The sequence below is a fragment of the Pseudomonas sp. S2_H10 genome, assembly GCF_054668285.1.
On the sequence record NZ_CP162754.1, the window covers coordinates 6,399,988 to 6,413,701 of the forward strand.

General features: G+C 61.3%; 10 protein-coding genes. All 10 read left to right on the forward strand.

The window, feature by feature from the left end:
- Positions 1-5 precede the first annotated feature (5 nt).
- The 10 genes from ppk2 (at position 6) to AB4O16_RS29100 (ending at position 13,714) form a co-directional block, all read left to right on the forward strand.
- Positions 6-824: a polyphosphate kinase 2 gene (ppk2, locus tag AB4O16_RS29055; RefSeq protein WP_460156481.1), complete on the forward strand. Its 819-nt coding sequence runs from the start codon at positions 6-8 to the stop codon at positions 822-824.
- Between the two features lie 473 nt (positions 825-1,297).
- Positions 1,298-1,801 (forward strand): type VI secretion system contractile sheath small subunit, encoded by a 504-nt coding sequence (gene tssB / locus AB4O16_RS29060; RefSeq protein ID WP_160387914.1) that lies wholly within the window; start codon positions 1,298-1,300, stop codon positions 1,799-1,801.
- 34 nt (positions 1,802-1,835) lie between these two features.
- Complete coding sequence (gene tssC / locus AB4O16_RS29065) at positions 1,836-3,374, forward strand: type VI secretion system contractile sheath large subunit (protein WP_160387913.1); 1,539 nt, start codon at positions 1,836-1,838, stop codon at positions 3,372-3,374.
- A gap of 40 nt (positions 3,375-3,414) precedes the next feature.
- The gene (gene tssK, locus AB4O16_RS29070) at positions 3,415-4,770 is read left to right on the forward strand and encodes a type VI secretion system baseplate subunit TssK (RefSeq protein WP_460156482.1); all 1,356 of its coding nucleotides are present in this window, start codon (positions 3,415-3,417) and stop codon (positions 4,768-4,770) included.
- Positions 4,767-5,444 (forward strand): type VI secretion system protein TssL, short form, encoded by a 678-nt coding sequence (tssL, locus tag AB4O16_RS29075; protein WP_460156483.1) that lies wholly within the window; start codon positions 4,767-4,769, stop codon positions 5,442-5,444. The genes tssK and tssL overlap by 4 nt, the downstream gene beginning before the upstream one ends.
- Before the next feature lie 10 nt (positions 5,445-5,454).
- A complete protein-coding gene (locus AB4O16_RS29080) occupies positions 5,455-7,194 on the forward strand; it encodes an OmpA family protein (protein ID WP_460156484.1) in 1,740 nt (579 codons plus the stop codon).
- 15 nt (positions 7,195-7,209) lie between these two features.
- The gene (tssD, locus tag AB4O16_RS29085; RefSeq protein WP_160387909.1) at positions 7,210-7,701 is read left to right on the forward strand and encodes a type VI secretion system tube protein TssD; all 492 of its coding nucleotides are present in this window, start codon (positions 7,210-7,212) and stop codon (positions 7,699-7,701) included.
- 150 nt (positions 7,702-7,851) lie between these two features.
- Positions 7,852-10,494 (forward strand): type VI secretion system ATPase TssH, encoded by a 2,643-nt coding sequence (tssH, locus tag AB4O16_RS29090; RefSeq protein ID WP_460156485.1) that lies wholly within the window; start codon positions 7,852-7,854, stop codon positions 10,492-10,494.
- Positions 10,491-12,917 (forward strand): type VI secretion system Vgr family protein, encoded by a 2,427-nt coding sequence (locus AB4O16_RS29095; protein WP_460156486.1) that lies wholly within the window; start codon positions 10,491-10,493, stop codon positions 12,915-12,917. The genes tssH and AB4O16_RS29095 overlap by 4 nt, the downstream gene beginning before the upstream one ends.
- Positions 12,914-13,714: a DUF4123 domain-containing protein gene (locus AB4O16_RS29100; RefSeq protein ID WP_160387906.1), complete on the forward strand. Its 801-nt coding sequence runs from the start codon at positions 12,914-12,916 to the stop codon at positions 13,712-13,714. Before AB4O16_RS29095 ends, AB4O16_RS29100 begins: the two co-directional genes overlap by 4 nt.

Sequence of the window (13,714 nt, forward strand, 5' to 3'; positions counted from 1 at the left end):
CGGGCATGGCAAAGAAGAAGGCGGCAAAGAAAGGCAAACCGGTTGTAAGCGGCAAACTCAAGAACAAGGACTATCTCGAGGAACTGGCGCGGCTGCATGTCGAGATGGTCAAGCTGCAGGAATGGGTACAGCACTCGGGCGCGAAGGTTTGCATCATCTTCGAGGGCCGGGATGGCGCTGGCAAGGGCGGGACCATCAAGGCGCTGACCGAGCGGGTCAGCCCACGGGTGTTCCGGGTGATGGCGTTGCCGGCCCCGACCGATCGGGAAAAAAGCCAGATGTATGTGCAACGTTATCTGCCGCACCTGCCGGCGGCCGGCGAAGTGGTGATCTTCGATCGCAGCTGGTACAACCGCGCCGGTGTCGAGCGGGTCATGGGATTCTGCACCGAAGAGCAGGTGCGCAACTTTCTCACTTCGGTACCGCGCGTCGAGCAGGCACTGGTCGAATCGGGCATCATCCTGATCAAGTACTGGCTTGAAGTGAGCCAGGAAGAGCAGACCCGGCGTCTCAAGGAGCGCATCACCGACGGACGCAAGATCTGGAAACTCTCGCCGATGGACCTCAAGTCCTATAACCGCTGGTACGACTACTCCCGAGCCCGGGACGACATGTTCAAGCACACCGACACCGATTTCGCCCCATGGCGGGTCGCCAACTCGAATGACAAGCGCCGGGCGCGGCTCAACATCATCAGTGATGTGCTGGGGAGTATTCCCTATGAAGAAATACCGCGGGCAAAAGTGAAGTTGCCCAAACGGCAGGCGCCGGGTGATTACCGGGAGCCGGATTATCCGTATCGGCGGATTGCGGAGAGGTTCTAGAAGCCTGCAGAACACTGCTGCCTGTGCCCGGTCTTCAAGACTCGGGTACCGGCAGTCGTGAAATCACCTCCTCGCTTTTTCTCAATTACCTGATCATCCGTTGCCACAATGGTTATCCCGAGTGGCAACTAAAGCATTCCGCTACTCTGCATGTAGGAAGTTTCCCTGGCGCTGTGGGAAATTGCTATTTAGTGAGTGGGCAGGATCTGAGTGTAATGTAAGACGCATCTAAATATAAGTTGGGCACTTGGAATGACTTTGTAAGATGGTTCACTATTACATCTGACAGTGTTTTAGCGTGTGTTTCCGTAGTTGCGGAGCCCTTTGAAAAGGTTCATCTTTCGCCGTCGAAGCAAGCTTGCATGCTCTATCTGTTAGTCTGATTGCGATTGTGTCGACTCAACTCCTGAGTTCGATTGTGTCATTGAATTTTTGTAACGCTGCATGTTGTTACAAATATCCAAGGAGGATTTATGGCTTCTGGTAGTTTTCAAAACGAAGTGCCCAAGGCACGGGTCAACATCAAGCTCGATTTGCATACGGGCGATGCACAGAAAAAAATCGAACTGCCGCTCAAGTTGATGGTGATGGGCGACTACAGTAACGGCAAGGAACAGCGGCCGTTATTCGAGAGGAAAAAAGTCGCTGTCGACAAGAATAATTTCGATAGCGTGTTGGCCGAATATGCTCCCGAGATCAAGCTGGCCGTGGCCAATACCCTGATGGAGGACGAGAGCGAGGCCTCGGTCGATCTGAGCTTCCAGAGCATGAAGGATTTCGAGCCGGAACAAGTGGCCCGGCAAATTCCGCAACTGCGCGCGTTGCTGGCAATGCGTAACCTGTTGCGCGACCTCAAGTCCAACCTTTTGGACAATGCCACGTTTCGTCATGAGCTGGAGCGCATCCTCATGGATGAGGCTCTCAGTGACGAACTGCGAGACGAGCTGGCCGCCCTGGCTGTGGAAGAAGTCCGTTAATTCACCCCGGCTTGTTTAAAAGGAAGTTTTCAGAATGTCTATTGAGCAATCTCACGCGCATTCGCGCGGCACTACAGTGTTGTCTGAAGAAAATAACGGCGTGTATGGCGCGCTGTTTGGCAAGATCAATCTCAGCCCGGTAAAAGTGCTGGGCGAAATTGAAGTGTTTCAAAATTCCGAGGCGCTGTCGGACGTTTCTGTCGATGAGCGTGTGACGGCCGCGGTCAGTGTTTTTCTGAAGTTGATAAAAGAGTCTTCGCGCAAAGTCCGGCGTCTGGACAGGACACTGCTGGATGAACATATTGCCTCGCTGGATGCACAGATCAGCCGCCAACTGGACGCCGTGATGCATCACCCGGATTTCCAGCGGGTCGAATCCACCTGGCGTGGTGTGAAGTCGCTGATCGATCAAACCGATTTCCGCCAGAACGTGCGGATCGAATTGCTGGATATCAGCAAGGATCACCTGGTTCAGGATTTCGAGGACGCCCCAGAGATCGCGCAAAGTGGTCTGTATGTGCAGACCTACACCCAGGAATACGACACCCCGGGCGGTGAGCCGATCGCGGCTGCGATTTCCAACTTCGAGTTCGACCGCAGCCCGCAAGACATTGCCTTACTGCGCAATATTTCCAAAGTCTCGGCAGCCGCGCACATGCCCTTCATTGGCTCCGTCGGCCCGGCCTTCTTTGGCAAGCGTTCGATGGAAGAAGTCGCCGCGATCAAGGACATCGGCAATTACTTCGACCGTGCCGAATACATCAAGTGGAAAGCCTTCCGCGACAGCGACGATGCCCGTTACATAGGCTTGCTCATGCCCCGTGTGTTGGGCCGCCTGCCGTATGGCCCGGACACCGTTCCGGTGCGTAGCTTCAACTACATCGAAAGCGTCAAGGGGCCGGACCACAACAAATACCTGTGGACCAACGCCTCGTTCGCCTTCGCTGCCAACATGGTCAAGAGTTTCATCGCCAACGGCTGGTGCGTGCAGATCCGCGGTCCGCAGTCGGGTGGCGCGGTCACCGACCTGCCGATCCACCTGTACGACCTGGGCACTGGCAATCAGGTGAAGATCCCTTCGGAAGTGATGATTCCGGAAACGCGCGAGTTCGAGTTCGCCAACCTCGGTTTTATCCCGCTGTCGTACTACAAGAACCGTGACTACGCGTGCTTCTTCTCGGCCAACTCCACGCAGAAACCGGCGTTGTACGACACCCCGGAGGCCACCGCCAACAGCCGGATCAATGCGCGCCTGCCATACATTTTCCTGCTGTCGCGCATTGCCCATTACCTGAAACTGATCCAGCGCGAAAACATCGGCACCACCAAGGATCGCCGTGTGCTGGAGCTGGAGTTGAACAGGTGGGTCAGCGGGTTGGTCACCGAGATGAACGATCCGGGCGACTCGTTGCAGGCTTCGCACCCGTTGCGGGCCGGCCGGGTCACCGTCGAAGACATTGAGGACAACCCGGGTTTCTTCCGCGTCAAGTTGTATGCCGTGCCGCATTTCCAGGTGGAAGGCATGGACGTCAACCTGTCGCTGGTTTCGCAGATGCCCAAGGCGAAAGCCTGAGTCCTGTTCACCTCAAGCCACTGCGCAGGAATACGACCTCATGAAAATCGACCGCCCCTTGTGGGCCGCGGGGGCCTTGCTGTCCCCGCAGCAATTCCAGCAGCAGGCGCGCTGGGAGGCCTGGGCCAACGAGTGCCTGGCTCGTCTGTGCCTGGTGCACCCTTGGGGCGTTCGCAGTGTCGCCTTCGACCTGGAAGCTCTGCGCCTGGGCACGCTCAAGGCCACCCGGCTCAATCTGCGGATGCCGGACGGTACCCTGATCGACAGCGATCAAGTGGATCGGCTGCCCCCCGGACTCGACCTGTCGCGCCTGCAGACCGGTGACAGCCAGGCAGCTACCTTGCTGCTGGCCCTGCCGCTGGAGCAGGCCAATGGCAACAATTGCCTGTTCGATGGCGGGCAAGGGGATCGGCCTACCCGATATCGCCAGGACTGGCGTCAGGTGCAGGACATCTACGCCGATGAAGTGCAATCGGTCGGCGTGCTGGAACAGGTGCTGAGCCTGCGCTTCGTACACGACGAGAACGGCGATTACCTGACCTGTCCCATCGCGCGGCTGATGCGCGACGGGCAGGGCGCCTGGAGCCTCGACCCCGATTACATTCCACCCTTGCTCAGTTTCTCCGCGCACCCGGGGCTTCTGACGCAACTGGACAACTTGTTGACCCAGCTGTCCTCCAAGCGCCAGCGACTGATGGGCATGCGCCGCGAAAGCAACCAGCGCATGGCCGACTTCGCCGTTGCCGACGTGTCATTGTTCTGGCTGCTCAATGCCTTGAACACTTACCAGCCGGTGTTGGCCGATCTCAAGGCCTGGCCTGCGCGACCTCCCGAGCAGGTCTATCTGGAGCTGACGAAACTGGCCGGCAGCCTGCTGACCTTTTCCCTCGAACACGATGTCGAGCAGATTCCGCCGTACCGCCACGAAGAACTGGAGAGCGTGTTGCCACCGCTGTTGCGCATGATCTCCACGTTGCTGGAGGCCAGTCTGCCTTCGCGGGTTATCGCCCTGACCCTTGAGGAAAGCTCTGCCAACCGCTGGCAGGTACGACTCGACGATCCCCGACTGCGCGAGCCTGAAAGTGCCGACTTCTACCTGTCGGTACGCTGCCGCCTGCCCGCCGTGCAACTGCAGAGTCAGTTCCCGCGCCTTTGCAAGATCGGTACACCGGACGAAGTCGATCAACTGGTCAACGCCGCCCTCGACGGCGTGCCGTTGCACTCCCTCAGCCATGTGCCGGCGGCCATTCCCCTGCGCCTGGAAAACCAGTACTTCGCCCTCGACCTCAACCATGCCAAGGGCAAAGCCATTCTGGCTCAGGGCGTTTGTGCCTTCTACGTCCCGAGCACCCTGGCGGACGTCAAACTTGAACTGTTCGCGGTACTACGCGCATGAACCTGATCGAAACGAAAAAACACGACGCGGTTGATATCGACGCATTGCTGCAGGACAGCTTTCTGCTGGTGGTCGAGTTGCGGCAGGGGGCGTCGGCGCAGAACAGCGATGCAGTCAAAGCGCTGTGCGTGCAGCAGGTCGAGGGCGTTCGCCAGTCGCTTGAAAAGGCCGGCCTGGCGCAACGCAGCATCGACCATATCAGCCACGCGCAATGCGCGTTGCTGGACGAAACCATGCTCAATCTCACGTTCGATAAAGCCCATGCCAACTGGGCCAGCGAACCCTTGCAAACGAAGTTTTTCAATCGCCATCAGGCCGGTGTTTTCCTCTACGAGGACATGCGCGAGGTACTGCGTGAACCGGCGCCAGACCCGCTGGTGCTGACAGCGTTCCAGCGGGTATTGACCCTGGGCTTCAAGGGCCGTTATGCCGATATCAGTGACCCCGAGCGTGAGCAATTGCTGACCGCCCTGAATGAGCGTGTCGCGCCTTTGAAATTGCATCGGCACTCGACCGCAACGGTCAGCGGCAGTCGGGGCATGACGCTGTTCCCTGGATTGCGCTCGCCCCTGGTCAATGCCCTGGCAGCCGGTCTGTTGCTGGTCGCTCTCTGGTACGGGCTCGATCAGTGGCTGGGTGGATTGGCGGCGACCCTGTTATCCGTGGACGCCTGAGGTGGGGTCAATGACGCTCAAACTCAAACAGGGGCTCTGGCTGTGGGCCGGTGCACTGGCCCTTACGCTGCTGGCGATCATCCCGCTTGGCGGATGGACGCGCGGGGTTGGCGTCTTGATGGTTGTCGGCAGCGTCGCGCTGGCGTGGGTGCGGGCTGTGCGTCAGGCAGCAAAGCAACAGGAACTGCACAGTTCCCTCGATGATTTCACGCTGCCACTGGCGAGCTTCCGCCAACCCGTTGTGCTGGTCTGTGGTGATGGCCTGTCCAATCTGTTTGGTGAAGCGCACGCCGATCATCCGGCGCAGCGTTTGACCCAGCAGGGGTGCTACCTGCGGGTTTCCAGTACGGAGCAACTGCCGGGGCTGGTCGACCGCATCATGACCATGCGCCCTCAGTGGGGCGGACAGCTCGGGGTAATGCTCATCGTCAACCCGGGCGAACACACCAATGCCGGGGTGCTGGCCGGGCAGGTGCGCACCTTCAATCATCAGGTCGCGCTGACGCGCAAGCGCGGCTTTAGCTTGCCGTTGATGCTGGTCAGCTATCTGCAGTCCCCTGCAGCCAAAGGGGCCTGGTTCAGTTGGGGCGCCGGCCAGGACCGCTGCAACATTCTGCAGGCGGGGACCAGCTTCAGCCCGAACGACTGGTATCGGCTGTCCGCTTGCAGTGAAGTCCATACCCAACGTTTGCAGGCCGGCATCCAGCTCAACAGTGCAGCTGCCTGGCTGGACGAACATGTCCTGGCGCACTTCACCCACCGTGAAGGTCGCCACGCTATCGGCCTGCCGCTGGTGTGGGCCTGCACCCTGGTGCCGACACTGGCCGGTTATGTGCCCGGCAACCTGTGGCGGCAATGGCATCGGGACAAGACCGCGCTGCTGGACGCCGATGGCGCTATACAGGAAACGGGGGAGCCGTTGCCGTTTCCTGACCCTCTGCTGAGTCTGCTGCCCCGGCAGCCTCAACCATCGCCCAAGCGTGGCGCAATCGTGATCGCGGTATGGCTGTTCGCGTTTGCCACCGTTGTCGCCCTGATCAGCTCGACCTGGCAGAACACCATGCTGCTGCGCCAGGTCAGTGACGACCTGCGGCGCTACACATCCATTGCCCCGCCGACGCGTCTTGAGCAAGCCGAATTCGCCCGGCGCGAGGATGCGTTGAACGTGCTGCGCGAGGACGCGGTGCGACTGGACTCGTACTACCGCCTGGGCGCCCCCATGGCTCTGGGTTTTGGCCTGTATCACGGCGAGCGCCTGCGTGACCGGGTGTTGACGACCATCGCCGATCACAAGCAACCGTCGACCCGCCCGCTGGCGGCACGTACCGCGCGAACGGTGCGTCTGGACAGCCTGTCGCTGTTCAGCAGCGCAAGCGCCCAACTCAAGCCCGAATCGACCAGGGTGCTGATCGACGCCCTGGTCGGCATCAAGGCCCAGCCTGGCTGGTTGATCGTCATCGCCGGGCATACCGACGCCGTGGGCAGCGACGAACACAATCTGCACTTGTCCCGTGCCCGCGCGGCAGCGGTACGTGAATGGATGCAACGCATGGGTGGCATCCCCGACAGCTGTTTCGCGGTGCAGGGCTTTGGCAAGAGCCAGCCGATCGCGAGCAATGACACCGAGGCGGGGCGTCAGGCCAACCGTCGCGTCGATATCCGTCTGGTGCCGGAAGCGGGGGCCTGCGCGCTTCCCACGGCCGGTGCAGACGTTCAACCCCCTGCCGAAAACGCGGCATTTGTGTACTGAGAAAAGGAGCTTCACATGGCAATTCCCGTTTACCTGTGGCTGAAAAATGACGGCGGCGTGGACATTGAAGGTTCAGTGACCGTGGAAGGTCGCGAAGGCAGTATCGAGGTAATCGCTCACGACCACAGCGTCTACATCGCCACCGACGATAACACCGGAAAATTGACCGGTACGCGGACCCATGCTCCGTACGTGTTCACCAAGGAAATCGATGCCTCCAGCACCTACCTCTATAAGGCTGCGACCACGGGTCAGACTCTCGAAAGCGCCGAATTCAAATTTTATCGCATCGACAACGATGGCCAGGAAGTCGAGTACTACAACACCCTGCTGAAAAAAGTAAAGGTAGTGAAGGTCGCGTCGAAAATGCACGACGTCAAAGATCCGGACAAGGCGAAACTCAACCACCTGGAAGAGGTTGAGTTGCGCTACGAGGAGATCTTCTGGGACTTCAAGGACGGAAACCTCAAACACGACGATAAATGGGACAAACGTAGTAGAGGGTAACGCTGAATAACCAGCAGGCAAGCCTCTGCCTGCTGGTTCCGGTGCACTGGGTTGAGCGTCTGTGCGCGGACGTTCAACCCAGCCCATCCCGACACTTTCCATCGCCCTGACCGACTATCCGCTGACCCTTCAGCACAAGGACGTACCTCCATGACCGACAACTCCACGCGCCTGCTTCGCCGTCTCAATCCCTACTGCGCCCAGGCGCTCAGCGCGGCGGCGTCGTTGTGCCAAAGCCGTGCCCATGGGCGGATCAGCATCGAACACTGGCTGCTCAAGTTGCTGGAGCAGGGCGAGGGCGACTTGACCCTGATCGCCCGTCGTCATGAATGGGACATGGACGCACTGTGGCGCGGTCTGCTTGACCATCTCGACACCCTGCCGCGCAGCGTGCAAGGCAAGCCGCAGTTGTGCGGCAAGTTGCAGAAACTGATCGAGAGCGCATGGTTGCGCGCGTCGCTGGAAGGGCATGACAGCTTGCGATCGGCGCACCTGCTGGGCGCGTTGCAGGACAGTCCGCAGATGCTGGCTTGCGATGCGGCCTGGCCCATGCTGAGCCTCAGTGAAGTCCAGTTGCAGCATTTGTCGACGCTGCTCGATCAACACTCCGAGGAACGCCCGCACGTCCAACAGCAAAGTGCGTTGGACCAGCCCCCGGCACTGCCCATCTCCGGTGCTGCCGCGCACGATGCCCTGCAAGCGGTGCTCGACAAATTCACCCAGGACGTCACCGCCAAGGCGCGGGCAGGGCAGATCGACCCGGTGTTCGGGCGTGACGATGAAATCCGCCAGGTCATCGACATCCTCAGCCGCCGGCGCAAGAACAACCCGATCCTGGTCGGCGAACCCGGCGTGGGCAAGACCGCGCTGGTCGAAGGACTGGCCTTGCGCATCGCCGAAGGCAACGTGCCGGACAGCCTCAAGTCGGTCAGTGTGCGCACCCTTGACCTGGGCCTGCTGCAAGCAGGCGCCGGGGTAAAAGGCGAATTCGAACAACGCCTGAAAAACGTCATCGACGCCGTGCAGCAGTCGGCCAACCCGGTGCTGCTGTTCATCGACGAGGCACACACCCTGATCGGCGCCGGCAACCAGGCGGGCGGGGCGGATGCGGCGAACCTGCTCAAGCCGGCCCTCGCGCGAGGCGAATTGCGCACCATCGCCGCGACCACCTGGAGCGAATACAAGCAGTACTTCGAGCGCGATGCCGCGCTGGAACGGCGCTTTCAGATGGTCAAGGTCGACGAGCCGGACGATGCCAGCGCCTGCCTGATGCTGCGCGGCCTCAAGGCGCGTTACGCCAGCCATCACGGCGTGCACATCCAGGACGCGGCGGTGCAGGCCGCGGTCAGCCTGTCGCGGCGTTACCTCACGGGCCGGCAGTTGCCGGACAAGGCCGTCGACCTGCTCGACACCGCCAGCGCGCGGGTGCGCATGAGCCTCGACTGCGAACCCCAGGCACTGGTGCGGCTCAAGGCCCGGCATGCCGCGCTGGAGCTGGAGCGGCGTGCGCTGGAACAGGATGTGCAACTCAATGGCAGCGACTTGAGCGAACGATTGACGCTGATCGCCGGACAGCAGGTCGAGCTGCAACAACAGCAGGATGACCTGCTGCGCCAGTACCGCTACGAACTCGACCTGACCCGCCAATTGCTCGATGCGCGTCAGGCCGAACCGGCCCGCAGCGACCTCTGCGCGAAACTGCAGGAGCAATTGCTGCGGGCCCAGGGCAGCCAGCCAATGCTGTCCCTCGACGTCGATGCACGCAGCGTTGCCGAAGTGATCGCCGACTGGACCGGCGTGCCCCTGGGCAGTTTGCTCAAGGACGAACAGGCCAGCCTGCTGGACCTCGAACAGCAACTGGCCGAGCGGGTGATTGGCCAGGACCATGCCCTCGGTGCCCTGGCCCAGCGCCTGCGCGCGGCCAAGACCGGCCTGACCGAAGAGCAGGCGCCGCTCGGGGTATTTTTGCTGGTCGGCACCAGCGGCGTCGGCAAGACGGAAACCGCCCTGGCGCTGGCGGACTGCCTGTTCGGTGGCGAAAAATCGCTGATCACCCTCAACCTGTCCGAGTACCAGGAAGCCCACACCGTCAGCCAGCTCAAGGGCTCGCCACCGGGTTACGTCGGTTACGGCCAGGGCGGCGTGCTCACCGAAGCGGTGCGCCAGCGGCCCTATAGCGTGGTGCTGCTGGATGAAGTGGAAAAGGCCCACCGCGATGTGCTCAACCTGTTCTACCAGGTGTTCGACCGCGGCTTCATGCGTGATGGCGAAGGACGTGAAATCGACTTCCGCAACACTGTCATCCTGATGACCTCCAACCTCGGCAGCGATGAGCTGCAAAACGGTCTGCGCGAGCAGCCCGAAGCCAGCGACAGCGACTTGCACGAATGGCTGCGACCACTGCTGCGCGAGCACTTCCAGCCGGCGTTGCTCGCCCGCTTCCAGACCCTGATCTACCGCCCGCTGCTGGCCGACGCGCTCAAGCATATCGTCGCCTTGAAGCTTGCCAAGGTCGCCAGGCGCCTGCACAGCCATTACGGCCTGACCTGCCAGATCGAGGATGGCCTGCACGATGCATTGGTCGCCGCCTGCCTGCTGCCCGACACCGGTGCGCGCAACATCGACAGCCTGCTCAACCAGCAGATTCTGCCGGTGCTCAGCCAACAGCTGCTGCAGCGTCAGGCCGCCAAATACAAAACCCTTGGCGTGACCCTGGGCTGCAGCGATGAGGAGGGCATCACGCTGCAATTCACCGACGGACCTTCAGTCGTTGCACCGGAGGGCCGAGCATGAACCCGGTCTTCGGCCACAACCGCTACACACTCCAGATCGACAAACTCGACACCCACCTCGACGTCCTCGCCTTCGAGGGCCATGAGTACCTCAGTCAACCCTACCTCTACCGCATCGAATTCACCGCCAGCGACCTCGACATCGGTGCGGAAAAACTCATCGGCCAGTACGCCGAGTTCAGCCTGTACGCCGCCCCCTCCAACGTGCCCGTGTTCGACTGGGAAGTGCCCAAGCCGCCCAAGCCCATGCGCACCGTCTACGGCCGCATCACCGCCTGCCAACGCCTGTCCGGCTCGATCGACGAAGCCCGCTACGAAGTCACCCTGCAACCGCGCCTGGCCCTGCTCGACCGCGGCCAGCAAACGCGGATCTATCAGCACCAGTCCGTCCCGGACATCGTCAAAAGCATTCTGCGCGACCGCCATGGTCTCGACACCGGTCACTTTCGCTTCAACCTCAAGCGTGACTACCCGCCGCGCGAGCAGGTGATGCAGTACCAGGAAAGCGACCTGGCTTTCATCAGCCGGATCCTGGCCGACGTCGGCATCTGGTACCGCTGCATCCAGCACGAAGAGCTCGCCTTCGACGTCGTCGAGTTCTGCGACGACCAGCGCTGCTACCAGTTCGACGTCGAGCTGCCGCTGCGCTCGCCCTCGGGCTTCAGCAACAGTGAGCAGGACAGCGTCTGGGATCTGCAAACCCGCCACCGGGTGGTAGAACAGCACGTCAGCGTACGTGCCAATCACCCTGAGGACAGCCGCGCCTACCTCGACGGCGAGGTCGACCAGACCCTCGGCGAGCCCACCACCCACGGCGTGGCCACGACCCGCGGCGTCGCCGACAACACCTACGGCGAGGCCTACCACTACGCCGAACCCTACCGCGTGCTCGGCAAGTCCCACCTGCGCGACGAAGACCTGCAAAGCGAAAGCGGCTTTTTTTATGCGCGCCTGCGCCACGAACGCTACCTCAACAACCAGACCCACCTCAGCGGCACCAGCAGCAGCGCCACCCTGGCCCCGGGGCAGGTCCTGACCATCAGCGGCGACGCCCCCAAGGCCTTTACCCCCCGCGTGGTGATCACAAAAATCACCATCCGCGCCGCCCGCGACCGCAGCCTGACCTGCGATTTCGAGGCCATGCCCTACGCCTTGCGCCTGTGCTTTCGCCCAGAGGTCCCACCCAAACCACAGATCGCCGGCACCCTGCCGGCGCGCATCACCCACCCCCAGAGCAACCCCCTGTACACCGAAATCGACATGCAAGGGCGCTACCGGGTCAAGTTCCTCTTCGACCGCGACACCTGGCCCGCCGGCCGCGAAAGCAAATGGCTGCGCCAGGCCCGCGCCTACGCCGGCGACACCTACGGCCTGCACCTGCCGCTGATCGCCGGCACCGAAGTGGCCATCGCCTTCGAACAAGGCGACCCGGACAAACCCTACATTGCCCACGCCCTGCACGACGACCAGCACCCGGACCTGGTGACCCAGCGCAACGACCACCGCAACGTGCTGCGTACGCCGGCCAACAACAAGTTGCGCCTGGATGACACGCGGGGGCAGGAGCACATCAAGCTCAGTACCGAGTATGGCGGCAAGAGTCAGCTGAATTTGGGGCATTTGGTGGATGGCCAGCGGAAGAAGCGTGGGGAAGGGTTTGAGCTGCGCACCGATGACTGGGGCAGTTTGCGTGCAGGGAAGGGCGTGTTCATCAGTGCCGATGCGCAGCCCAAGGCGCAAGGCCCGGTGCTGGATATGGCGCGTGCATCCAACCAGATCGACGGGGCGAAACAGCAAATTGCCGACTGGCAAACCATCGCCCAGGCCCACCACAGCCGTCAGCCGGGTATCGAGGGTCTGCAGCAATTGCAAGCCGACACTCAAGATCTCAAAGCCCCGGCGATTCTACTAAGCGCGCCTAACGGCATCAGCGCGGTGACACCCGCCAGTGCGCTGTTGAAAAGCGGTGATTCGTTTTACCTGCAAAGCAACAACGAGATCAATCTGGCCGCTGCTCAACGCTTGTCTGCCCACGCCAATCAAGGCATTTCCCTGCTGGCCCAACAGGAAGGCATGCGCCTGGTGTCAGGCAAGGGACCGCTGGAAATCGAATCCCACGGCGACCTGATGAACCTGATTGCCCAACAGGACATCACGGTGCAATCGGTGCAGGGCCATCTGCAACTGACGGCCAGAAATGGCATCACCCTGGGCTCCGGCGAAGGCTGTATCCGGATTACCCCACAGGGCAAGATCCAATTCCTCAGTCCAGAGGTGATCGACTTCTACGGGCGATGCATTTTCAGTCCGCCTGCCGGCGAAGCGTTTCCTTTGCCTGAACTGCCAGGCTCGGTGTGCAAGGAGTGCCTGAAGAAAGCTCAGGCGAGTGCTCAGGGTTTCGTTCTCAGGGAGGCACGAGGATGACGGCTGTTGCTCACACAAAATGGCTGGAACTGCTGGAAGTCTCCTGCGCCAAGGCCTCCATCAGCTGCCTGGACGTCATCATCGACCAGGCAGGCAGCGCCACCCCGTGGCTGCCCAGCGTGCTCAGTGTCGAACCGGCGATCCCCTGGCATTCATTGTTCACCGGGTTACCGGAGGCCGGTGCCGACGAACTGGCTCCGCTGCTGGTGCGCATCGATCTGGCGCAACCCCTGCAACGGCAATGGCTGCTCGGCTTGATGCAGGCGCTGCGGGGCAGTTCGCAACTGTTGGTGCTGGCCTCCCATTGGCCTTTCCAGCACTTGGCCGAGTGCCTGGGGCGCTGTCTGGAGGCCGTCAACGGCGGCTACCCGGGACTGCTGCGTTACTACGATCCGCGGGTCTTTCCGTTGCTGTTCAGCCATGTGCTTGATCCTGATCAACAGCACATCCTGCTGGCCCCGGCGGTGTTCTGGAGCTGGCTCGATCGTGATGGCGTACCGCAGCGCCTGCTGGGAAGCAGCGAGCCGCCGGACAGGCCCGAGTGTTTCAGCCTCATCGAACTCAGTGACGATCAACTGGACATCCTTGGGTGTGTCAGCGATGCCACTTTGGTCGTGAAACGACTGAGGGATGCCTTTCCTTTGGAGTGGGGCGCCGAACGTCGTTTCCGCGCTTGCTACGTGGCCATGATCGAGGCAACTGAAGCCGGGTTGCTATCTGAGTCTCAGCGAGAAGCCTTTGTTCTTGAAAAGGTGCGAACCACAGGAGTGGAGTCACCGTGGAAACCCGCGAAATGA